General features: G+C 46.7%; 20 protein-coding genes, 1 tRNA gene and 1 pseudogene. 18 read left to right on the top strand and 4 right to left on the bottom strand.

Translation table 11 applies throughout. The annotated features are described in order from the left end of the window. Positions 1-279 precede the first annotated feature (279 nt). The 5 genes from AACR41_RS10635 to AACR41_RS10615 all read left to right on the top strand — a co-directional run bounded on the left by AACR41_RS10635 (position 280) and on the right by AACR41_RS10615 (position 5,426). Positions 280-2,172, top strand: coding sequence for a glycosyltransferase family 2 protein (locus AACR41_RS10635; RefSeq protein WP_223209889.1), 1,893 nt, complete (start codon positions 280-282; stop codon positions 2,170-2,172). Next, a complete protein-coding gene (locus AACR41_RS10630) occupies positions 2,169-2,642 on the top strand; it encodes a hypothetical protein (RefSeq protein ID WP_339367637.1) in 474 nt (157 codons plus the stop codon). The genes AACR41_RS10635 and AACR41_RS10630 overlap by 4 nt, the downstream gene beginning before the upstream one ends. A gap of 52 nt (positions 2,643-2,694) precedes the next feature. Continuing rightward, entirely contained in the window at positions 2,695-3,027 is a 333-nt protein-coding gene (locus AACR41_RS10625; RefSeq protein ID WP_030006637.1) for an STAS domain-containing protein, read from the top strand. A gap of 534 nt (positions 3,028-3,561) precedes the next feature. Then, positions 3,562-4,734: an NAD(P)/FAD-dependent oxidoreductase gene (locus AACR41_RS10620; RefSeq protein WP_030006636.1), complete on the top strand. Its 1,173-nt coding sequence runs from the start codon at positions 3,562-3,564 to the stop codon at positions 4,732-4,734. Between the two features lie 14 nt (positions 4,735-4,748). Next, complete coding sequence (locus tag AACR41_RS10615; RefSeq protein WP_030006635.1) at positions 4,749-5,426, top strand: HAD-IA family hydrolase; 678 nt, start codon at positions 4,749-4,751, stop codon at positions 5,424-5,426. Between the two features lie 118 nt (positions 5,427-5,544). Here the strand turns inward: AACR41_RS10615 and AACR41_RS10610 are convergent, their stop codons facing one another. Next, positions 5,545-6,402 (bottom strand): urease accessory protein UreD, encoded by an 858-nt coding sequence (locus tag AACR41_RS10610; RefSeq protein WP_030006634.1) that lies wholly within the window; start codon positions 6,400-6,402, stop codon positions 5,545-5,547. Between the two features lie 267 nt (positions 6,403-6,669). Here AACR41_RS10610 and glgA point away from each other — a divergent pair, with 267 nt between their 5' ends. The 3 genes from glgA (at position 6,670) to accC (ending at position 10,023) form a co-directional block, all read left to right on the top strand. After that, on the top strand, positions 6,670-8,142 hold the full coding sequence (gene glgA / locus AACR41_RS10605; protein ID WP_030006633.1) for a glycogen synthase GlgA: 1,473 nt from the start codon (positions 6,670-6,672) through the stop codon (positions 8,140-8,142). Positions 8,143-8,283: 141 nt separating this feature from the next. Continuing rightward, a complete protein-coding gene (locus AACR41_RS10600) occupies positions 8,284-8,565 on the top strand; it encodes a hypothetical protein (protein ID WP_030006632.1) in 282 nt (93 codons plus the stop codon). Positions 8,566-8,676: 111 nt separating this feature from the next. Beyond that, positions 8,677-10,023: an acetyl-CoA carboxylase biotin carboxylase subunit gene (gene accC, locus AACR41_RS10595; protein ID WP_030006631.1), complete on the top strand. Its 1,347-nt coding sequence runs from the start codon at positions 8,677-8,679 to the stop codon at positions 10,021-10,023. Between the two features lie 65 nt (positions 10,024-10,088). Here accC and AACR41_RS10590 read toward each other — a convergent pair whose 3' ends face one another. After that, positions 10,089-10,574 (bottom strand): hypothetical protein, encoded by a 486-nt coding sequence (locus tag AACR41_RS10590; protein WP_030006630.1) that lies wholly within the window; start codon positions 10,572-10,574, stop codon positions 10,089-10,091. A gap of 256 nt (positions 10,575-10,830) precedes the next feature. Between AACR41_RS10590 and AACR41_RS10585 the strand changes: the two genes are divergently transcribed. The 6 genes and pseudogenes from AACR41_RS10585 to AACR41_RS10560 all read left to right on the top strand — a co-directional run bounded on the left by AACR41_RS10585 (position 10,831) and on the right by AACR41_RS10560 (position 16,509). Then, complete coding sequence (locus AACR41_RS10585) at positions 10,831-11,118, top strand: YggT family protein (RefSeq protein ID WP_012307731.1); 288 nt, start codon at positions 10,831-10,833, stop codon at positions 11,116-11,118. A gap of 87 nt (positions 11,119-11,205) precedes the next feature. Beyond that, positions 11,206-11,685, top strand: a complete 480-nt coding sequence (locus tag AACR41_RS10580; protein WP_030006629.1) for a hypothetical protein — start codon at positions 11,206-11,208, stop codon at positions 11,683-11,685. 76 nt (positions 11,686-11,761) lie between these two features. After that, positions 11,762-13,057 carry a homoserine dehydrogenase gene (locus tag AACR41_RS10575; protein WP_030006628.1) on the top strand — a complete coding sequence of 432 codons (1,296 nt, stop codon included), beginning with the start codon at positions 11,762-11,764 and terminating at the stop codon, positions 13,055-13,057. A gap of 150 nt (positions 13,058-13,207) precedes the next feature. After that, positions 13,208-15,960 (top strand): annotated as a pseudogene (locus AACR41_RS10570) (class I SAM-dependent DNA methyltransferase). Positions 15,961-15,967: 7 nt separating this feature from the next. Then, positions 15,968-16,366, top strand: coding sequence for a nucleotidyltransferase family protein (locus AACR41_RS10565; protein WP_052349639.1), 399 nt, complete (start codon positions 15,968-15,970; stop codon positions 16,364-16,366). Then, positions 16,363-16,509 carry a hypothetical protein gene (locus AACR41_RS10560; protein WP_012307736.1) on the top strand — a complete coding sequence of 49 codons (147 nt, stop codon included), beginning with the start codon at positions 16,363-16,365 and terminating at the stop codon, positions 16,507-16,509. Before AACR41_RS10565 ends, AACR41_RS10560 begins: the two co-directional genes overlap by 4 nt. Here AACR41_RS10560 and AACR41_RS10555 read toward each other — a convergent pair whose 3' ends face one another. Together AACR41_RS10555 and AACR41_RS10550 are read right to left on the bottom strand one after the other, a co-directional pair. Next, positions 16,510-17,094: a Uma2 family endonuclease gene (locus AACR41_RS10555; RefSeq protein ID WP_030006626.1), complete on the bottom strand. Its 585-nt coding sequence runs from the start codon at positions 17,092-17,094 to the stop codon at positions 16,510-16,512. A gap of 41 nt (positions 17,095-17,135) precedes the next feature. Next, the gene (locus tag AACR41_RS10550) at positions 17,136-17,717 is read right to left on the bottom strand and encodes a TIGR04376 family protein (RefSeq protein WP_030006625.1); all 582 of its coding nucleotides are present in this window, start codon (positions 17,715-17,717) and stop codon (positions 17,136-17,138) included. 79 nt (positions 17,718-17,796) lie between these two features. On the opposite strand from AACR41_RS10550, the gene AACR41_RS10545 reads away from it, so the two are divergent. The 4 genes from AACR41_RS10545 (at position 17,797) to AACR41_RS10530 (ending at position 22,156) form a co-directional block, all read left to right on the top strand. Continuing rightward, a tRNA-Ser gene (locus tag AACR41_RS10545) sits at positions 17,797-17,885 on the top strand. A gap of 215 nt (positions 17,886-18,100) precedes the next feature. Beyond that, positions 18,101-20,665, top strand: coding sequence for an alpha-glucan family phosphorylase (gene glgP / locus AACR41_RS10540; RefSeq protein WP_030006624.1), 2,565 nt, complete (start codon positions 18,101-18,103; stop codon positions 20,663-20,665). Positions 20,666-20,845: 180 nt separating this feature from the next. Beyond that, the gene (gene apcD / locus AACR41_RS10535; protein WP_012307741.1) at positions 20,846-21,331 is read left to right on the top strand and encodes an allophycocyanin subunit alpha-B; all 486 of its coding nucleotides are present in this window, start codon (positions 20,846-20,848) and stop codon (positions 21,329-21,331) included. A gap of 279 nt (positions 21,332-21,610) precedes the next feature. Further along, entirely contained in the window at positions 21,611-22,156 is a 546-nt protein-coding gene (locus tag AACR41_RS10530; protein ID WP_030006623.1) for a hypothetical protein, read from the top strand. The last annotated feature ends 165 nt before the right edge of the window (positions 22,157-22,321 follow it).

Raw genomic sequence — 22,321 nt, 5'->3', positions numbered from 1 at the left:
TTTCATGAAAATCGTTCTTCTTACTAGAAAATTTTCTTGTTATTAATAATCTTAGGGCAAAGTTTTATGGAGGTCATGCAAGAGAAATGCAGTGTTTAAGAAAAGAATACATTCTACAAAAAAATCAATTCAAAAATACAATCAACTTGTCTCATAAAACACTATTTTTTTGAGTCAAAACAATATTTAATTGAACTTGGGCACTAGACTAAATCGAATTTATTTTTCTTTGATTTAACTTCTTGGCGAGCTTATTTTTATTCATTTTATTTATTAACCATGTTGGAACTAGTCCCCTCATTTAAAAACAAAAGAGTCACACTTCGAAAGCATACATTGTTAATGCGCTATATGATTTTAATCAATCTGATTATAGGTGCTTGGTATTTGTATTGGCGTTGGACAGAGTCATTAAATCCTCAGGCATTATGGTTTGCCATACCTCTCGTTTGTGCAGAGACCTATATGTTTCTTGGAGGAATACTTTTTTTCTATTCTATATGGCGACCGATTGAGCGTAATAATAAAAACTTATCTGCTCTCAAGCCGCGGTTTTTATCAAAAAATTTCCCCTCAGTTGATGTTTTTATTACCTGTTACAATGAGCCGAGTGAAATGGTCTACACAACGGCTCAGGCAGCACTATCAATGGACTATCCATTGGAAAAACTCCGAGTCTATATTTTAGACGATGGTAATTCTCCCGAAATGAGAGCAATGGCTGAAAAGCTCTGTCTTCAAGATTTACAGCGGCCGACCCTACAAGAAATAGCAGAAACAATTCAAAGACAAAAATATTTACGTCAATCGCATATTGCTCAATTGAATGCTATTAAAAAAGATCTAGTCGAGATAGAAGGATTTATTAATAGCTATCGCTTGATTATTCCTAGCGATCACCAAGAATTGAAGAATGTCCTTGATTGGCTTAATGATCTTCGTCCAAATACAATTTCAGATCGAGACTGGATAATTTGTCAAACAATCCTCGGAGAGGGGTTAGATAATGCTATTGTCCATGCCCATAAAAATTCACCTCAAGAGCAGTCAATTACTTTAGAAATTGCGATTTTCAATTATGCTTTTGTTCTTAGAATTTGGGATAAAGGTGATTTTTTTGATTTAGAAAGCCATCTAAAAGATCTCAATGATGTCGAAGAGGACGCTGAACATGGGCGAGGCATTTCTATTATTTATCAATTGGCAGATCAATTCTTCTATATTCGCACTGACGATGAACAAAATTGTTTGATTGTCGTCAAAGAACTTTCTCCTGTTGATGCCCAAGACGAAAAAGAAAAGTATCAAAATTATCTTCAAGGCCTTAAACAGTTGATATTGAGTGATTCCACAAACTCTCAAAGTATAATTGATGTTTATGAGGAAAAAATCAAAGAATTAGAAGACGAAGTTAATAGGTATACGCAGCAACTGATCGATCTCCCCAGATGTCGCTACATTGCTCGTCAAAAGCCAAAAGGTCGTCCCCATCATGCCAAAGCTGGCAACATAAATCATGCAATTTTTTCTGGAGAAACCAATGGCCAGTTGATTCTCACTCTGGATGCTGATCATATCCCTAAACCAAATTTTTTACAAAGAGTAATTCCACATTTTTATAGATTCAATATAGAAAATGGCTGCTATGAATTAAATCATGTCGCTTTTGTACAGACGCCTCAAGCTTTTTCAAATCTTCCCAGTGATGATCCTTTTGGTCATAATGCCCACTTTTTTTATGGCCCTATCCAACAGGGAAAAGACGGCATGAATGCAGCTTTTTACACGGGAACAAATGCTGTTCTAAGACGAGAAGCCTTGGTTCAAATGGGGCTGCAACATTTTTCTGATGATTATATTAGTAATGAAAATAAATTAGAAGAATTTGAAATGATTGGGGCTTTGTCTAGCATTAGTATTACTGAAGATATGAATACAGCGATGCGTTTACATGCGACAGGGTGGAGATCTATTTATCATAATGAAATTCTTGCAGAAGGTTTGGCTCCAGATGATCTGCGATCTACGTTGCAGCAAAAACTACGATGGGCTCAGGGCACAATTCAAGTCTTACTTCGAGATAATCCTTTATTTAAAACTGGTTTAAGTTTTGGACAACGTATTCAATATTTCCAAACTATGTACAGTTATTTTTCCGGTTTTTTGTTTTGATTTTATTATCTTGTCCGCTAATTTCTCTGGGGACAGGACTAATTCCAGTGGGCTCCTTTGGAGCTGATTTTGCGTGGCATTTTATTCCAGCATATATATTAAATCGAATAACATTATGGATTTCCGCTTGGGGAATATCATGGCGTGAGCTTTGGCGTAATGAACAATATATGATCGGTCTTTTCCCTTTGCAGATACAGGCTGTTTTGAGCGTTTTTACTGGAACATCGATTAAGTTTGAAGTCACCCCAAAACAACGCCAGTCTGGTATATACTTCAGTCTAATTCCGGTTCAAATATTTTTCTTTTTGGCAACAATAATGGCCTTGATCTGGGGAGGATTTCAGTTATTATTCTATGATGGACTTTCTGAATTGACTTACTTCATTAATGCCGTATGGTGTGTATACCATTTAGGTCTTTTGTGGAGTATTATCAGAGCTGCTTACTGGCAGCCAGAAGAGCAATAGCTTGTTTTAGGAGACAAGTAAGTCATCGTTATTTGCATTTGGAGAAAAGCTCATGTCTAAGGAATTTGTGATTCTTGAACCTCAGGGGATATTAGATGGCCCCAATACAAATGAACTGAGATTGCAGATAATTGATCTATTAAGGGGAGAAATAGATGGTATTTTGCTTGACTTAAATCAAATTGAGTTTATGAATAGCTCAAGTATCGGTGCGTTGGTCGCTATTCTGAAAGTAGTTCGTGCCGAAAATAAAAAATTATACTTATGCTCGTTGACAGACCAAGTAAGTATGATTTTTGAGCTAACAAAGATGGATCGTATTTTTACTACCTTTAAAGATCGTGATGAATTTAATAGGAAAGTGATTGAAGCTTCTGAGGCATAGTATTTTTGTCTTCTTGAGTTTGGTTTGTTATTGGTCATTGCTGCTAAAAAAATCATGATAGGTAGGGCTTTTAAGCAGAGTATATCGAGCGGCAACAAGACTGAATCAAGAGTTCCAATTACATATTTTGTCCTAAAATTCTTTTGTCTATTCTGTAGGGTGTGACTTCTTGACAGACAGAAATCAAAGGAGTATTGGAACATGATTTTGCTTCTCATCCATTACTAAAGTTCTTTTTTACTACTTTTTGATCAGCTTGATTTTAGTTGTACTTGAGTCTCCTCTGTGTGCATCGCTATTGGAGATTATGGGCATCATTGCACCCAAAATAGACGGGAAAAAACCTAAAGAAGTTAAAAAGATTACATTTCCCCAGTGATCCCCGCGCTAGGTTAGCAATACCCTCCGATTGCTTATCAAGCTAGACCGTCCTCACCCAGTGGCGGTTTTTTATTGCCCAAGGGCTGGCCCCCCCCGACCGGAAAATTAAGGCACAATAGTTAAACGTTGCCCGCCCTCACCTTTTATTTCTCCATGAGTCAGCCCCACATCGTCATTATCGGCGGCGGTTTCGCCGGACTCTATACGGCGCTCCGTCTGTTGCAATTTCCCTGGGAGACCTCCCAACGGCCAGACATTACCTTAATCGATCGCCAGGATCACTTTGTCTTTAGTCCCCTCCTCTACGAGCTGATCACGGAGGAAATGCAACCCTGGGAAGTGGCTCCCACCTACACGGAATTGTTGCGCCATGGCCCGGTGAAATTTGTTCAAGCCCAGGTACAAACCGTTGACCCGGAGCAAAAAACCGTCGTCTGCGGCGATCGCCAAATCACCTATAACTATCTCGTCATTGCGGCTGGGGGGACAACAAAATTTGTGGATTTGCCTGGCATCAAGGAATACGCGCTCCCTTTTAAAACCCTCAATGATGCTCTGCATCTCAAGGAAAAATTACGGGCTTTGGAAACCAGTGCGGCGGAAAAAATTCGCATTGCCATCGTTGGGGGTGGCTACAGTGGTGTGGAATTAGCCTGTAAATTAGCGGATCGCTTAGGCGATCGCGGCCGGTTACGGATCATTGATCGCGGCGATGAAATCCTCAAAAATGCGCCTAAATTTAACCAACTGGCTGCTAAGGAAGCCCTGGAAGCACGGGGGATTTGGGTAGACTACGCCACGGAAGTCACCGAAGTCACCGCCGATAGCCTGAGCCTACGCTACAAAGGGGAAATAGATACCATTCCCGCTGATCTCGTGTTGTGGACTGGCGGAACGGCGATCGCCCCTTGGGTAAAAGATCTCGCCCTGCCCCACGCAGACAATGGCAAACTCGATGTCAATGCCCAACTCCAGATCCAGAACCACCCGAACATTTTCGCCCTTGGGGATGTCGCCCAAGCAGAAGACAATTTACCGATGACGGCCCAGGTGGCGATTCAGCAGGCCGATGTCTGCGCCTGGAATTTGCGGGGCCTGATTACAAATAAGCCTCTTTTGCCGTTTAAGTTCTTTAATCTTGGTGAAATGCTCACTCTCGGCGAAAATAATGCCACCCTCAGCGGTTTGGGCCTAGAACTCGAAGGCAATCTCGCCCATGTCGCCCGTCGCTTGGTTTATCTATACCGTTTGCCGACCTGGGAACATCAAGTGCAGGTGGGCCTCAATTGGCTCGTGCAACCCCTTGCAAAATTATTGGCCCAGTAGACGAAACAAGCAAAATGATGGCAACACAACCAAAGGTTATTTTTTTCGATGCGGTGGGGACGCTCTTTGGCGTCAAGGATGGGGTCGGGGCGACCTACGCCAAAATTGCCCAACGTCACGGGGTAACGGCGGATCCGGAGCGCTTAGAACAGGGGTTTCGTCAATCCTTTAAGCGTAAACCTGCCCCGGCATTTCCAAATATTGATGCTGAGTTGATCCCGAAACAGGAATTTCTGTGGTGGGAGGCGATCGCCCAGGAAACCTTTACTGCTGCCGGGGTGATTGAGCAGTTTCCTGATTTTCGTGCTTTTTTTACGGATTTGTACCAGCATTTTGCGACGGCAGAACCCTGGTTTATTTTTGCGGAAACCTTGGCTTCGGTGCAGACTTGGCACGCCCAGGGCATTGAGTTGGGTTTAATTTCAAATTTTGACTCCCGCCTGTTGCAGGTGCTAGACGCCTTAGAACTAGCCCCCTATTTCCAGAGTGTGACCATTTCCTCCCTAACCGGAGCAGCGAAACCAGACCCTAAAATTTTCCAAGCAGCCCTCGCTAAACATCGTTGTCAGCCAGAAGAAGCGCTCCACATCGGCGACAGTCGCCTGGAAGATTACGAAGCTGCAAAACGGTTGGGGATGCAGGCGCACCTCATCGAACGGGATCAGCCTTTTCCCTACAGTCGCCAGCCTTAACTCCCACCCCCCCCAGGGGGAGACCTTTCTGGTTCCTCTCCAGTGGAGGGGTTAGGGGAGGGTCAACTACCTCCCTCAAGGGACACCCCTCTAACTCCCCTCAAGGGGAGAATGTTGGTCAATAGGTTTGCCAGACGCGGGACAGGGTTGGTGGTTGCGGGGAATAGAGCGATCGCCAATTTTGCCAAAGGGAGATAAACCAGCGTTTTACTTCCGTGCTGGAGTGGCCCCGGTAGCGACAAAGCACGCCTTTCGGTAATTGTGTGATTCCACCCAAACCTTTCTGAAGAACTGCCATGGTTTGCCGCAACTCAGCAATTTGAGCCTCACTAATCTCTAAACCCACCAAGGCCAGACTCCCCACCACCGGCTGATTATTGAGGCCATTCCAGGCAGCAAAGACTTCTGGATTTCCCGGTAACCATTGGCGATCGCCCCAGAGCAGTTCATCATCTTGCCAAATTTCTGTCAGCCCCCGCCAGTTACCAGAGATGAATTTTTCGCCCCGGGCCGTGCGCCCAAACCGAAGAACTTCCCAGCCACACCACACCGCACCGGGAGCCAGATTGACCCGCAGGCTCTGGTGATATTCTGCCCCGTCGAAAATAATCATTTCTTGGGGAAAGTATTCCAAAATGCTGCCCGGAGCCTGGTTAATAATGCCGTCCTGTTGCGCCGTTTCCCCGTTAGTACGATAAAGTTTGTTGGCCGCCGCCGTTGTGAGGAAAACATGACTTTCTGGCTTCAGTTCGAGATCCAGAGATAGGCGATCGCCGCCGACAATGCCCCCTGCCGTGTGGAGCAAGACCGTGTGACACACTCGATTTCCTTCCGGATAAAAAGGCCGCTGGATGCGAAACGGCGCTTGGGTAAAACAGCGTTGCATTTCCGTCCTGCCCTGGCGTTGCCCGTAAATTAAGCCCACCTTGCCGTGCCAGGGCTGCGCTTTGTGAATCACCTGTTGTTGATCTTGCATTTTTGTCTGAAATTGATGGGATTAGGGGGACTAAAAATTGCTGCCAAAACAGCCCCCAACAGCAGTCTATTTTCCCGATCATCCCACTGATCCGGGCAGGCCCAACGGCGATCGCCAAATATTTTGTTCCTAAAACAATGGAGCAAACAAACCTCAAGAATCCTAATCACACTTCCGCCTCCGTATAGTTGCCGCTCACAGACAGATGCTTTATCTTTGAAAAAATTTTACGAATTTCCCATTCTTTCAGAAACATAAGGAGTCCCTATGTACATCGTCCAGATTGCTTCGGAATGCGCCCCCGTCGCGAAGGTAGGTGGACTTGGAGATGTGGTTTACGGACTCAGTCGCGAGCTTAGTCTGCGCGGTCATTGTGTCGAAATCATTTTGCCCAAATATGATTGTCTCCGTTACGACCACATTTGGGGGATGCACGAAGCCTATCGGGATCTTTGGGTACCCTGGTTTGGCGGTGCGATCCACTGCACCGTTTTCTATGGCTGGGTCCATGGCCAACAATGTTTCTTTATCGAACCCCACTCCGGTGATAACTTTTTCAGTCGGGGCTTTTTTTATGGGGCACTAGACGACCACATGCGCTTTGCCTTTTTTAGTAAAGCGGCCCTCGAATTTTTACAAAAATCCAACAAACGCCCCGATATTATCCACTGCCATGACTGGCAAACAGGTCTGGTTCCGGTGATGCTCTTTGAAATGTACAAGTGGCATGGCCTGTGGAATCAGCGGGTGTGCTACACCATCCACAACTTTAAACACCAAGGTATTGCGGGCGCTGACGTCTTATGGGCGACGGGTCTCAATAACGAAGGCTACTATTTCCACTACGATCGCCTCCGGGATAACTTTAATCCCTTTGCCTTAAATTGCATGAAAGGGGGCATTGTCTATGCCAATGCGGTGACGACCGTTTCTCCCCACCACGCCTGGGAAGCCCACTACACCGATATTGGCTGTGGTCTGAGCCATACCCTCCATCTCCACCAAGACAAGTTCAAGGGAATTCTTAACGGCATCGATTACAGCACTTGGAACCCAGAAGTAGACCACAATATCGAGCTGCAATACAGTTGGGATAGCCTCGAAAATAAAGCGAAAAACAAAAAAGCCCTACGCGATCGCCTATTACTTGAAGATAACGACCGACCGATCATCGCCTACATTGGCCGTCTCGATGACCAAAAAGGCGTTCATCTCGTTCACCATGCCATGTACTATGCCTTAAATCGGGGAGCCCAATTTGTCCTCCTTGGTTCCGCCACCGAAGGCTCGATCAACTCCTGGTTCTGGCACGAGAAATTCCACCTCAACGACAACCCCAACTGTCACATCGAGCTGGGCTTCAACGCCGAACTGTCCCACATGATCTATGCCGGGTCTGATATGCTTGTCGTCCCCAGTAACTACGAACCCTGCGGCCTGACCCAACTCATCGCCCTGAAGTATGGTGTGGTGCCCATTGTCCGCGGTGTCGGTGGCCTCGTGAGTACCGTGTTTGACCGGGATCATGATGATAAACATCCCCCCGAAGAACGCAATGGCTATGTCTTTTACCAAACGGATAACCATGCCCTCGAATCCGCCATGGAACGGGCCATTGGTTTATACACCGTGTACCCAGAGGAGTTCCGAAAGCTGCAAATCCGGGGGATGAAATATGACTATTCCTGGAACAACCCCGGCAATGAATACATCGATCTCTACGAGTTTATCCGCGCCTAAGGGGGGCTGATCAAAAGCGTTTCGAGGTTTGACGACGAAAACCTACCTGGGAAGTTTGTCCCCAAAGCCTGAACCGAGGTTCCTAACAATTCCCAGGGAAGTCGTTACCATGGTAGGCAAGTTTTTCCTTTGTCCGTGCCTATGGATGCCTTTAGCCCCTATCCGCCTGAGTGGATCAAAAATGCCAGTCACGCCCTCAGTTTCCATTGTCCTAGCTGTGAAGCGCTCCCCCATGATGCGAAACGGGCTTGGTTAAATCGCTATGCCCCCGTGACCGATGCGCTGCACCGTCGCCGCTGGCAGGAGTTTTATGAATGTCAATGCGGCACCGTTTGGTGGGCCTGGAGTAGCGATCGCCCCCCATCCCGTTACCAAACAGATGACCGGGGTGAAAATGACGAATTTCGCCAGGGCTTGTTTTAGGGGAATCGTGAAAGTCTGTTCCGGGGCGATCGCCGCTTGCCGAGGGATACCCCTTACCATGATAATGTTGGCTACCCATCACACTGGGGACGCAAACGCCAACGGAACACCATGCAGTTTTCAAAGATTCTCATCGCCAATCGCGGAGAAGTTGCCCTACGCATTATCCACACCTGTCAGGAGCTCGGCATTGCCACAGTTGCCGTCCACTCCACCGTAGATCGCCAAGCCCTCCACGTTCAGCTCGCCGATGAGAGCATTTGCATTGGCCCGCCCCAGAGCAGCAAAAGCTATCTCAACATTCCCAATATTATCGCTGCGGCCCTCAGCAGTAACGCCGACGCAATTCACCCAGGCTACGGTTTCCTCGCCGAAAATGCCAAGTTTGCAGAAATTTGTGCCGACCATCAAATCACTTTCATTGGCCCTTCCCCAGAAGCAATGATCGCCATGGGGGACAAATCCACCGCCAAAAAAACGATGCAGGCGGCAAAAGTCCCCACCGTACCCGGTAGTGCGGGGTTGGTGGCCTCCGAAGAACAAGCCCTAGAAATTGCCCAACAAATTGGCTACCCCGTGATGATCAAAGCCACGGCGGGTGGTGGCGGCCGGGGGATGCGCCTTGTGCCCAGCGCCGAAGAATTGCCCCGTTTGTACCGAGCGGCCCAGGGGGAAGCAGAAGCAGCCTTTGGGAATGGCGGCGTTTACATCGAAAAATTTATTGAACGGCCCCGTCACATCGAATTTCAGATCCTCGCGGATCAGTACGGCAATGTGATTCACCTCGGCGAACGGGATTGTTCGATCCAGCGACGGCACCAAAAACTCCTCGAAGAAGCGCCCAGCGCGATCCTCACCCCCAGACTCCGGGACAAAATGGGGAAAGCAGCGGTCAAAGCGGCGAAATCCATTGATTATGTCGGGGCGGGGACGGTGGAATTCCTCGTGGATAAAAATGGGGATTTCTACTTTATGGAGATGAATACCCGCATTCAGGTGGAACACCCGGTCACAGAGATGGTGACGGGACTAGATCTGATCGCCGAACAAATTAAAGTTGCCCAAGGCGATCGCCTCAGTTTGAATCAAAATCAAGTGAACTTAACTGGTCATGCCATCGAGTGCCGGATTAATGCCGAGGATCCCGACCATGATTTCCGACCGACCCCAGGCAAAATCAGTGGTTACCTTCCCCCCGGTGGCCCTGGGGTACGGATGGATTCCCACGTTTACACCGACTATGAAATTTCTCCTTACTACGATTCTTTGATCGGTAAATTAATCGTTTGGGGGCCAGACCGAGATACCGCCATTCGCCGCATGAAGCGGGCACTCCGAGAATGTGCGATTACTGGAGTATCGACCACCATTAGCTTCCACCAAAAGATTTTGAATCACCCAGCTTTTTTGGCGGCCGATGTCGATACAAACTTTATCCAGCAACACATGTTGCCCTAGGGGCGATCGCAAATAGTCTCTAACCTTGAGGGCAACCCCCATAAGCGACGATTGGGGAAGTGCCCTTACTTTTTCGCGATGACTTGCACCAAAGTCTGGTCTTGGTCTGCGTAGATCATGATTTGGGAAGCGCGCTCTTGCTTTTGAAACCCAAACATCGATTGCCCGTTGACGTCCATGGTCATTTCTTGAGTCCAACCGTTTTTGGCCATTTCTGCGGTGTATTTGTCCTTGACAGCGGCCACACTTTCATTAGTGACAAAGGTGACAGAAACCCCTTCCGGTAAATCCATCGCCATTCTAATTTCCGCATTTTTATCGAAATAAATGTCCTTGGGGAAGGTGTCGGGGAGTTTGACGTTGTCGCCGCTGCTGACAGAGAGATTCCCTTCGTTGGTTTTGATATCGACGGATTCTTTGGACATATCGATATCGACTTTTTCGCCGGAGCCAGCTTCAATCGCTTTTTCAAAAATTATTTCCTGAACCATACCGCAGCCACCGAGGCTGAGGGCACAGAGGAAGAAGGCAGGGAGAATCAACTTTTTCACAGCTTTTTGTCCTTAAATTTTGTTTGTCGATCATTGGCTTGCGGTACTTGCCATGGCCCTTTGGGTTATGTGCTTTGGTTTTAAGGGCAATGGTCAAAACAAACCGCCAATAATAATTTATAGTGGGCACCCAGGCAGACTGATGCAGTTTCTAAAAATCCCAGGTCGTTGCCCCCATTTTCAATGGGTTCGGTAAAAATCAAGGTCGCAGTTAAGTTAAATTAAGTCTTAACGCAATGAATTTTTGGTGAATGCGATGTCTTGGTTAGCTGTGACAAGTTTAGGGCTCAATCTGCTGTTGGGTGCGATGACTCTATTTTTTATTTTCCGCATTGTGCTCACTTGGTATCCCCAGGCGGAATTAACGAAACTGCCCTTTAGCTTGGTGGTGTTGCCGACGGAACCGCTTTTGGCCCCGACGAGAAAACTGGTGCCCCCCCTGGGTGGTATCGATATTTCTCCGGTGATTTGGGTCGGAATTGTCACTCTCCTGCGGGAGGTACTCTTGGGTCAGCAGGGTCTATTGGTGATGCTATTGCGTTAGGTGGATTGAAGGGGCGAGCCGTTGGAACCCCAGGCTTTTGATCCGCGTCTAGCGAGGTAATGCTGGAATCAAAAAAGGATATTCGATATGTGGCGACGGTGCTTATTGGCGTTAACGGGGGCTTGGGGGATGGGACTGGCGATCGCCCCGGTGATGGCCCAACCGTTACCAAAACAAGCCATTTTTGAAAATCTCCAGTTGCGCCCTAATTTTGCCCCCAATCCCCAGCTATTACGGGGGGTCAGTGGGGGAAGTGAACCCGCCGCAGAATTTTTAGGAATCGAGGATACCCCCACGGGGTCTTGTGTTGGCTTTATCGATAACCATGCCGACCATCGCCTCAGCCTCATGACGTTTTTTAATGATTTAAAACTGAGTGTTGAAAGTGCCGGGGATACGGTGCTCGTGGTCAAAGGCCCCGGTGGTGTGTGGTGCAATGACGATGCAGTGGGTCAAAATCCGGCAATTCGCGGCGAATGGCAAAAAGGACTGTACCAAGTTTGGGTTGGCTCCCGGGGACAACGGCAATATTATCCCTATATTTTAGAAATTCACCATCGGAAGTAGTTGATCCCTAAGTTGGGAGATCAGGTAATGGGGGATAATGGAAACATTATCTTGATGTTGCACTAGAGAAAACATTGTGGCTATCGGAATTGGTTTACTTGGCTTAGGAACGGTTGGCACGGGCACCGCAGAAATTTTGCTGTCGCCCCAGGGCCGCCACCCGCTGTTGGGGGAAGTGGTTTTGAAACGGGCAGGGGTGCGCTCCCTAGACAAGCCCCGCAACATTGATTTACCAGCGGGTTGCCTAACCACTGATCTAGAAGCCATCGTCAAAGATCCAGAGATTCAGGTGGTGGTTGAGTTGTTAGGCGGCCTGGAGCCAGCGCGGACCCTCATCCTGGCGGCGATCGCCAATGGGAAACATGTGGTCACCGCCAACAAAGCAGTGATTGCCAAATATGGTGAAGAAATTTACACCGCAGCGAACAAAGCGGGGGTCTATGTGCTCCTTGAGGCGGCGGTGGGCGGTGGCATTCCGATCATTAAACCCCTCAAGCAATCTTTAGGAGTGAACCGCATTACCCGCGTCATTGGCATTATCAATGGCACCACCAACTACATCCTTACCCAGATGGCCCAGCACGGAGCAGACTTTGGGGAAGTATTAGCGGAAGCCCAAAAGCTGGGTTATGCCGAAGCCGATCCCAGTGCCGATGTGGATGGGGGCGACGCGGCGGACAAAATTGCAATTCTTGCTTCCTTGGCCTTTGGGGGACGAATTCGGCGGGAAGATGTCTACTGCGAAGGGATTCGTTCCATTAGTGCGGCAGATATCAGTTTTGCGAAAAAGCTCGGTTTTGTGATCAAATTATTGGCGATCGCCGAACGACCAGACCTCGAAGAAGATGCCCTGCAGTTGCGCGTTCACCCGACTTTAGTACCAGAAGATCATCCCATCGCCAGTGTGAATGGTGTCTTTAATGCGATCCTCGTGGAAGGGGAACCCCTCGGTCAGGTAATGTTTTATGGCCCTGGGGCTGGGGCTGGGGCAACGGCCAGCGCCGTAGTTTCTGACATTGTCCATGTGGTGGGTCTGTTGCATTCTGACCAGGTGATCCAGAAACTCAACCCTCTCCTGGGCTGCACCCACGAGCATTACAGCAAAATTTTGCCCATTGATACCCTAAAAACTCGTTTTTATGCGCGCTTCTTGTCGCGGGATTTGCCCGGTGTGATCGGCGATCTGGGGACTTGCTTTGGGCAGCACCAAGTGAGCTTGGAATCAGTCGTTCAGATTGGTCTTCAGGATGATTGCGCTGAGATCGTCGTCGTGACCCATGATGTCCATGAGGCGAATTTCCGGGAAGCCATGCGAGAAATCGAAGGCCTAGAGGCGATCAAGGAAGTGCCGAGTATTCTCCGCGTCCTTTAGTAATCATTCAACTGCAAAATTCTTGATCCTCCACATTTCTGGAGGATTTTTTGTTAATTTGTCTACAATTCTGACGATGTTTTCCAGAGTTGGGCTAAGTTAGTGAATAAATGCCTCTTTAGCGATACTTTTTGAGGATATCGAGAAATAATGCCTTTAAGTTGGAATGAAATCAAAAGTCGGGCGATCGCCTTCTCGAAGGAGTGGGAATTTGAGGAGTCAGAAAAATCAGAAGCACAATCATTTTGGAATGATTTTTTTCAGGTATTTGGCATTTCTCGTAAGCGAATCGCAACATTTGAGAAGTCAGTTAACAAATTAGGGAATAAGAAAGGTTCTATTGACCTGTTATGGAAAGGAAATATTCTTGTTGAGCATAAATCGCGGGGAAAAAGTTTAGATAAGGCGTTTGAACAGGCAAAAGATTATTTTCCGGGGTTAAAGGAACATGAGTTACCTCGATATATTTTGGTGTCGGATTTCGCTCAATTCCGGCTTTATGACCTCGAAACGGATCAGACCCATGAATTTCTCCTAAAAGATTTCGTCAATTATGTTCATCTGTTTGATTTTATTGCGGGATATGAGCAGCGAACTTATAAGGATGAAGATCCGGTTAATATTCACGCGGCGGAGTTGATGGGTAAGCTGCATGACCGTCTCAGGGAGATTGGTTATACGGGTCATGATCTAGAAGTTTACTTAGTGAGGTTGTTATTTTGTTTATTTGCAGATGACACAGGCATTTTTGAAAAGGGAATTTTTGAGGAATATCTCGATATTCATACCAAAGAAGATGGTAGTGATTTGGCGATGCACTTGGGGCATATTTTCCATGTGTTGAATACGCCACCGGAGAAGCGGTTAAAAAATCTGGATGAGAGTTTAGGACAGTTTCCCTATGTGAATGGCAAGTTATTTGAAGAGCAGTTAGCGCCTGCGGCTTTTGATCGCAAAATGCGAGAAATGTTATTAGAAGCTTGTGGATTTAATTGGGGGAAAATTTCTCCGGCTATTTTTGGGTCAATGTTCCAAGCGGCGATGGATCAGCAGACTCGACGAAATTTGGGGGCGCATTATACGTCTGAGAAAAATATTCAGAAGGTGATTAAGCCTCTGTTTTTGGATGAGTTGCACGAGAAATTTAAGAAGGCAAAAGGCAGTCCAACGGCGTTAAAGCGGCTCCATGATGAGCTTGGGGAATTACATTTTCTTGATCCGGCTTGTGGCTGTGGAAATTTTTTGATTATTTCTTATCGGGAATTGCGAGATCTAGAGTTATTGATCCTCAAAGAGCTTTACAAGAAGAAGGAGGGGTTTATTGATATTCGTTTGTTCCTGAAGGTGGATGTGGATCAGTTTGGGGGCATTGAATATGATGAGTTTCCGGCGCGGGTGGCAGAGGTGGCAATGTGGCTCATCGATCATCAGATGAATATCAAGGTGAGTAATGAGTTTGGGCAGTATTTTGTCCGGTTGCCGCTAAAGAAGGCTGCCAGAATTGTGAATGGGAATGCGTTACGGCTTGATTGGGAAGAAGTGATCCCAAAGGAAAAGCTAAATTACATTCTCGGCAATCCGCCTTTTGTTGGAAGAAATCTCCAGACTTTCAACCAAAAAGAAGATATGCAAATAGTTTTTGGAAATCACAAAGGTGGCAAAAATTTAGATTACGTAACTGGATGGCATTTAAAGTCAGCGGAATTAATCAGAAAAACAGAAATTAAGGTTGCTCTAGTAAGCACTAATTCAATATCTCAGGGTGAACAAGTTGGAGATTTATGGAATATCCTCTTCCACGAATATAAAATCAAAATTCATTTTGCTCACCGAACATTTAGTTGGAGTAATGAGGCACGAGGCAATGCCGCTGTTCATTGTGTGATTATTGGTTTTGCAGCAACAGATACTAAACAAAAGAAAATTTTTGATTATGTAGATATTAAAGGTGAAACAGTAGAAAGAAAAGTTGGAAATATCAATCCATACTTAGCAGAGGGGGCAGATTTATTTATTACGAAAAAACGTGCTCCGTTATGTGAAGTTCCAATAATGACAAAAGGTAGTCAACCGACTGACGGAGGTAATCTTTTGTTAACGGAAGAAGAAAAATATAAATATATCAGTCTAGAGCCAACTGGTGAAAAATTTATTCGATTATTTCTTGGTTCTGAAGAATTCATAAAAAACAAATCACGATGGTGTTTTTGGCTAACTGATATAAAACCAGGTGAACTAAAAAAATGCCAGTTTTACTTTCTAGAATTCAGAAAGTCAGAGAAATGAGGTTGCAAAGTACAAAAAAAGCCACTCAAAAATGGGCAGATTCTCCAACACTATTCACGGAAAATAGACAGCCTCATTCATCTTATTTGTTAGTTCCAAGTGTGTCCTCTGAGAATCGAAAATATATCCCTATTGGCTTTTTAGATAAAGAAGTTATTGTAAGTAATTTAGCTTTTGCTATTTCCAATGCTAATCTCTATCTTTTTGGTGTGATAACTTCAGAAATGCACATGACTTGGACAAAGTATGTATGTGGAAGGTTAGAAAGTCGATTCCGTTATTCCAATACCATTGTCTATAACAATTTTCCTTTTCCACAGGACGTAACCGAAAAACAAAAACAAACAGTCGAAAAAGCAGCGCAGTTAGTGTTAGACACCAGAGACAAATATCCCGATAGTAGCCTTGCCGATCTTTACGATCCCCTCACCATGCCCCCCGACTTAATGAAAGCCCACCAAAAACTCGATAAAGCAGTGGATCTTTGTTACCGTCCCCAACCCTTCACCAGCGAACTCAACCGCATCGAATTTTTATTTAACGAATATGAGAAACTGATAACACCACTCCTACAAAGTACAAAACAGAAAAAAGCCCGCAAAAACAAAACATCTTAATTTCACATTGAATAATGAGAACAATGACCATCAAAGAATTATTACAAGACCAAGAAAGACTCTATTTCTACTATCAATCAGCGTTGAAAAAGTCACAAAAAAAATTGAGATCAACAAAAATCATCAGAAAAATAGTCTTTATTTAGCCAAGCAAGCAGCAATAATTTTAAAAGAAAAATTCAATGCTTCTAAAGTTGCTTTGTTCGGTTCAATTCTTGATTTAGAAACATTTACCCAATGGTCAGATATTGACATTGCTGCATGGGGACTAGAGCCAAGTGAAACGTTGTTAGCTATGGACACAGTACAAAGCCTTAGTGATGAGATTGAAATCAATCTGGTCGATATCAACACAGTCAAATCAGAAGTTTACCAAAGCATTCTAAAGAACCACCAGGAAATATGATTTCTTCTTATTTGAAAGTCGCAGGACATATTAATGATGAACTTGTTAGCTTAGAAAAAACCTACCAGAGAATTCATCGTGCCAATCAAGCTCGACAATCGAATGCCCTTGATAGTGACTTATTGATCGATGCGATCGCCTAATTATTCACTATCCTCTGCCGCTAGAATTACATCAGCATAAATATCTGCCACTGCCCACTCAAATTCAATACTTGGAATCACCAGCGTATCGTCAACACCAAAATCTCGATAGCCCCACATTTCTCCCGTTTGCCGTTGATAAAGCTCCACATAAATATGCTCAGAATCAAGCAAAATATATTCCTCTAAGCTAGGAATTTGTCGATAATATTTCAACTTTTCTTTGCTGTCATAACTTGAAGTGCTGGGTGATAAAACTTCAACAATTACTTTTGGATACTGAATCCATTTACGCGCTTTGAGATCTTCAGGATGACAACTGACCACCAGATCCGGATAAAAATAACGCCGATTTGCTTTCCCTTGCACTTTCACATCAGACATATTTACCCGACAACCTCTGGGCTTAAGATGTGCTCTCAAAGCAACTAATAGATTGAGTGCAATGTCATTGTGAGGTAAAGTCTCTCCGGTCATTGCAAGAACTTCACCATCAATATATTCATAGCGAAGTTCCTGCTGTTCTTCCCACTGGAGATATTCCGCTGCGGTCATCTTTTCTGGAAACTGAGGTGTTGCAATCATCGTTATTTTCCTCATTCTAAGCTGAGTGGCTTGGCGAAAAACTAGCGACCCATTTTTTGCTTCATCTGACGGATCTGTTCGTCCATTTCCCACTTTTGGAACTGAGCTTCGAGGGGATCAGTGGCACTGTTGTAGGTTTGGCGATCGCCACTGGTGCTACTAAAGTTTTCCCAGCTGCTGGTGTAAGCATCCTCTACTTTTTGAGACGCTTGCAGTTCGTCCATTTTTTGCTTCACTTCCTGGCGTTTTTGCTGGAGCTGTACCAAAAGAGACTGGGCCTGTTCAATGCGTTTTTTGGTGCCTTGCATCTTGCCCCAAAGTTGATTCCCTTGGCGGAGGAGGGCCGCTTCCCTAGCTTTGGCCGCACTGGCGAGATCCGGTCTCCTGCCCGCTTCGGCTTGTTGTACCCGCTGGTGCCAATGTTGGATATCCTGGGCCACCTGGGCGATCTGTTGCTCCACCTGGGTTAGTTGCCGTTGTAAATCCTGGGTGAGGCGATTGGCTTCTTGTTCTTGTTCCTGGAGTTGCTCGGCGATCGCCTGGAGTTCTAACTGGGGATGTGCCTTGAGAAATTCCTCTAATCGCGTCTCAAAAAACTGCCCAACTTCGCTAAAAAGACCCATAATTTCGCCGTTTTCACAATTGCTGACTTTAGGTTAGCTTTTTTAGGGAGGTCTGCTACAATCATTTATCGTCACGCCAGGAGAGATGGCTGAGTGGTCGAAAGCAGCACATTGCTAATGTGCCGAGTCGTGTACGCGGCTCCGAGGGTTCGAATCCCTCTCTCTCCGTACCAAAATCAACTAAATATATTCCCCTGTATTTCCCGCAACTCCCTACGATTGGCGGGATTTTTTAGTATTTACCCGGTGCCTTGGGCTTTCAGAAGAAATGTGTGGAGTTCTATCGATTTATAAATTCCCCAGGGGCGATCGCCAGAAAATCAAAGGGAATTCGCTATTTATTAAAGACAGATCATCCCGTTGTCCGTTGAAGGATTTTTCCCATGAAACCGACCCACAAGTTTCAGGTCAAAGCCGTTTTACCCCCTGTCCTGGAACCCCTACGCCGCCTCGCCCATAACATCCACTGGGATTGGAATGTCGCCGCAAAAAGTCTCTTTGTTCGCCTCGATCCAGACCTATGGCAGCAGACGAGCCACAATCCGGTGGCGATGTTGGGTCGCGTTGACCAAGCCCGCCTCGATGAACTAGCCAAGGATGACGGTTTTATCGCCCACATGGAACGGGCCATTGAACAGCTCGATGACTACCTCCAACAACACACCTGGTACCACAAAGCACGGGGCGAAACCAAAGGGAAAGAATGCTATGCCTATTTCTGTGCGGAGTATGGCCTCAGTTACTGCCTGCCGATCTATTCCGGGGGATTGGGGATTCTTGCGGGGGATCACCTCAAATCCGCCAGTGATCTCGGTTTACCCTTAGTGGCCGTTGGTTTACTGTACCAGGAGGGCTATTTCGCCCAGTATCTCAACCATGACGGCTGGCAACAGGAAGAATATCCGATCAATGATTTCTACAATATGCCCCTCCATTTAGAAAAAGATGACCAGGGAAATGAACTGATCATTGAGGTGGAATTTCCGGGACGGATGATCTATGCACGGGTTTGGCGCATCGATGTGGGGACGGTACCCCTCTATATGTTAGATACCAACATTGAGCAAAATACCAACCCCTACGACCATGACATTACCGATGAACTATATGGAGGCGATCGCGATCTCCGGCTCCACCAAGAGATTCTCCTGGGCATCGGTGGCGTGCGCATGCTCGAAAAACTAGGCTACAAACCGACGGTCTATCACATGAACGAAGGCCACAGCGCCTTTTTGATCCTGGAGCGCATCCGCAAACTCATGCAAGAGCGGGGCTTAACCTTCCGCCATGCCCAACAGTTTGCCCTCTCGACCCAAATGTTTACGACTCACACCCCAGTTTCTGCTGGTTTTGATCTTTTTTCCCCGGAGCAAACTCTGCATTATGTGGGCCACTATGCCGAAAAATTTGGCCTCTCCCCAGACCGCTTCCTGGGCCTGGGTCGGGAAAATACTGGGGATCTAGAAGCGCCCTTTAATATGGCGATCTTTGCCCTCAAACACAGTGCTTTTATCAATGGTGTGAGTCAACTCCATGGCCAAGTTTCCCGGGAAATGTTCCATAGCTTGTGGCCTGATTTTCCCCGCGACGAAGTGGGGATTACTTCGATCACGAATGGTGTCCATGCCCGCAGTGTCACCGCCCCCGCAACCCAAGATCTCTACGACCGCTACCTTGCCCCCACCTGGGATGAAGCCCCCGCCGAAAGCCATATCTGGGAAAAAGTCAGCACCATTCCTAACGAAGAACTGTGGCGTAACCACGAGCGTCAACGCTCCGATTTGGTTGTCTATATCCGACAGCACCTCGCCAAGCAACTGCAAAAACAAGGAGCCACTGAAGCGGCGATCGCCAAAGCCCGCCAGGTACTCAAGCCCAACCTCCTGACCATCGGCTTCGCCCGTCGCTTTGCCACCTACAAACGGGCTAACCTTTTTTTGTATGACATTGAACGCATTAAAAAAATTATCCTCGGCAATCCAGAGCGTCAAGTGCAATTTGTTATCGCCGGGAAAGCCCACCCAAAAGATATTCCGGGGAAAGAACTAATCCGCAACATCATCCATACCGTCCAGGAAGAAGGCCTCGAAGATTACGTCGTCTTCTTACCCAATTACAATATTCACATTGCCCGCAAAATGGTGTCTGGATGCGATGTGTGGCTTAATACCCCCCGACGACCCCGGGAAGCCTCTGGTACTTCCGGGATGAAAGCGGCGATGAATGGCTTGCCGAATTTAAGCGTCCTTGATGGCTGGTGGGATGAGGCCGACTACACTCGCACCGGTTGGGCGATCGGCCACGGGGAAATTTACGATGATCAAGATTACCAAGACCGGGTAGAAGCCAGTGCCCTATATGAACTGCTAGAAAAAGAAATTGTGCCGCTGTTCTATACGCGCAACAGTTTCGATGTCCCCGAAGGTTGGGTCAATAAAATGAAGGAGGCCATTCGCCTGAATTGCCCCATGTTTAATACGTCGCGGATGCTCCGGGACTATGCCCAGAAGGCTTATTTTAAATTGAGCGATCGCCATTTTGAACTCAGCGACAATCACTACCAAGCCGTCCAAGAACTCGCCGATTGGAAATCCCAACTATTTAAAGCCTGGTACAACATCCGCGTCGAAGCCTTTGATGTCGGGGAGTCCGCCGAAATCGATATTCAACAGCCCGTCCATGTCAAAGCAATCCTCGATCTCGCGGCCCTGACCCCAGACGATCTGGCCGTGCAAATTTACCTCGGCACCATCAATGACCAGGACGAACTCATTAACGGCGAAAGTTACCCTATGACCTTCCAGGGCCTGACCACCGACCAAAAAGCAATCTACCAAGGCGTTGTGCAATACAAAAAAAGTGGCTACCAAGGCATGGCCCTACGTATTCTCCCCCACCACCCTCACCTAGATGATGCCACCGAGCCCCGGCTCATCCGTTGGGCCTAGGACAAACCGTCCAAGAGACGATGCCAATGGCAATTTACCCCTATACTGGGGAAGAACTTTCCCTGAGAGAGTTTACGTTTCTTAAAATTATCGGGCAATCATTAAAGCCCGAATGCCTTGTGAGACAATAGTCTAAGCTATTAAACTAAGCAAGAATCCATTTATTAAAACAGCAATAATATGAGCGTCGTTAGTCAAGTTATCCTGAGAGCCGATGACGAACTCCGCTATCCCAGCAGCGGTGAACTCTCGGGGATTAAAAACTTTTTAGCCACTGGGGCGGTACGGATCCGCATTGCGGAGGCCCTTGCCGACAACGAAAAGAAAATCGTTGACCAAGCCCAAAAGCAACTGTTTAGCATCCACCCAGAATATCGAACCTCGGGCGGGAATGCAGCCACCACGAAGCAATATAACCAATGTCTGCGGGACTACGGTTGGTACCTACGTCTGGTCACCTACGGTATCCTCGCTGGCGACAAAGATCCCATTGAAAGAATTGGTTTAATCGGGGTGAAGGAAATGTACAACGCCCTCGGTGTACCGGTGCCTGGGATGGTTGATGCGATTCGCTGCCTCAAGGATGCCGCCCTTGGTGTGCTTGATTCAGAGGAAGCAAGAATTGCTGCTCCTTATTTTGACTTCATTACCCAAGCAATGTCCTAGGGTTGAGTTCTGGGATTGCGGTCTAATTCAATTCAATTATTTCGTTGGGGATCAGGGTTGTTTGCGCACCCTGATTTTTTATTGCTTTCAGCTACCCCTCTAACTCCCCTCAAGGGCCACCCCTCTAACTCCCCTCAAGGGGAGAATGGCACCCTCCGGCCTGACGGCCACCTCCCTCAAGGGAGAATTCCTTCCGGCTTTCAGCCACCTTCCCCAGGGAAGGATGGTTGTTGGGTATCCTAGCAAGTAATAGGATTTGTCCGTGGGTAAAGAATAGAGATGACAGCATCACGAACCCAAGATTATGGTTTTCCTTGGATTTCCTTGGGACTTTTTTGTTTGGCCTATGGGGTGTTTGGTTGGCTGGTGGGGGAAATGATTCCCGCGTGGCAGGCATGGCTCTTAGGGCATCAGGCATGGTTTTTCTGGCCTATTGATCAGGCGATCGCCTTGAAGATGGCCTGGGGATTTGGCGGGGGACTTGTGCTGCTTTTGATGGTGGTCTTAGTGGCTCCCCTACGAATCATGCAATTGTTATTTGGGACTTGGTTGCGCTCCGATGCCAAGGCCTTTACGTCGGTCTTAGCCTGGGCCTTTGCGGCGGTCTTGATTATTTGTTGGCTAGAGCAATTTGTCCGCTTTTTTGTGTTGCTTTCAGCGGGGATTTTGTGTCACTTAGATTTACAGATTCGCGGTTATCGGGTGTGGCAAGTGTTCCTCATCCTCAGTGGGATGGGCCTGGGGAGTTTTGCCTTGGGGGGATATTTATTTTCTCAGTTTCAAATTGAAATTGCTCAACTTTGGTCTATTTTTCAAGCAGCTTAAAGTCTAAGCAGTATCAAAAACAATTAAATTTTGCCGAACTCTCACCCCTAAGACTCTGGCGGTTTAGGAGATTTTTCTTGTGAATTCTTAGTTTTCCCAAGATTGGGGGTAAGGAGGCTATTTTCCCCAGGGAATAATACCTCCAACCTGACGGCCTCCTCCCTC

Origin of the sequence: Picosynechococcus sp. NKBG042902 (assembly GCF_963864045.1) — a bacterium.
GTDB lineage: Bacteria > Cyanobacteriota > Cyanobacteriia > Cyanobacteriales > MRBY01 > MRBY01.
This window is presented reverse-complemented; position numbering and strand designations above follow the sequence as displayed.

What these genes read in the sequence shown, in the direction of transcription:
- AACR41_RS10635 (WP_223209889.1), top strand. Translation starts at nt 280, where the DNA reads ATGTTGGAACTAGTCCCCTCATTTAAAAACAAAAGAGTCACACTTCGA.
- AACR41_RS10625 (WP_030006637.1), top strand. Translation starts at nt 2,695, where the DNA reads ATGTCTAAGGAATTTGTGATTCTTGAACCTCAGGGGATATTAGATGGC.
- AACR41_RS10620 (WP_030006636.1), top strand. Translation starts at nt 3,562, where the DNA reads ATGAGTCAGCCCCACATCGTCATTATCGGCGGCGGTTTCGCCGGACTC.
- AACR41_RS10615 (WP_030006635.1), top strand. Translation starts at nt 4,749, where the DNA reads ATGATGGCAACACAACCAAAGGTTATTTTTTTCGATGCGGTGGGGACG.
- AACR41_RS10610 (WP_030006634.1), bottom strand. Translation starts at nt 6,402, where the DNA reads ATGCAAGATCAACAACAGGTGATTCACAAAGCGCAGCCCTGGCACGGC.
- glgA (WP_030006633.1), top strand. Translation starts at nt 6,670, where the DNA reads ATGTACATCGTCCAGATTGCTTCGGAATGCGCCCCCGTCGCGAAGGTA.
- AACR41_RS10600 (WP_030006632.1), top strand. Translation starts at nt 8,284, where the DNA reads ATGGATGCCTTTAGCCCCTATCCGCCTGAGTGGATCAAAAATGCCAGT.
- accC (WP_030006631.1), top strand. Translation starts at nt 8,677, where the DNA reads ATGCAGTTTTCAAAGATTCTCATCGCCAATCGCGGAGAAGTTGCCCTA.
- AACR41_RS10585 (WP_012307731.1), top strand. Translation starts at nt 10,831, where the DNA reads ATGTCTTGGTTAGCTGTGACAAGTTTAGGGCTCAATCTGCTGTTGGGT.
- AACR41_RS10580 (WP_030006629.1), top strand. Translation starts at nt 11,206, where the DNA reads ATGTGGCGACGGTGCTTATTGGCGTTAACGGGGGCTTGGGGGATGGGA.
- AACR41_RS10560 (WP_012307736.1), top strand. Translation starts at nt 16,363, where the DNA reads ATGATTTCTTCTTATTTGAAAGTCGCAGGACATATTAATGATGAACTT.
- AACR41_RS10555 (WP_030006626.1), bottom strand. Translation starts at nt 17,094, where the DNA reads ATGATTGCAACACCTCAGTTTCCAGAAAAGATGACCGCAGCGGAATAT.
- AACR41_RS10550 (WP_030006625.1), bottom strand. Translation starts at nt 17,717, where the DNA reads ATGGGTCTTTTTAGCGAAGTTGGGCAGTTTTTTGAGACGCGATTAGAG.
- glgP (WP_030006624.1), top strand. Translation starts at nt 18,101, where the DNA reads ATGAAACCGACCCACAAGTTTCAGGTCAAAGCCGTTTTACCCCCTGTC.
- apcD (WP_012307741.1), top strand. Translation starts at nt 20,846, where the DNA reads ATGAGCGTCGTTAGTCAAGTTATCCTGAGAGCCGATGACGAACTCCGC.
- AACR41_RS10530 (WP_030006623.1), top strand. Translation starts at nt 21,611, where the DNA reads ATGACAGCATCACGAACCCAAGATTATGGTTTTCCTTGGATTTCCTTG.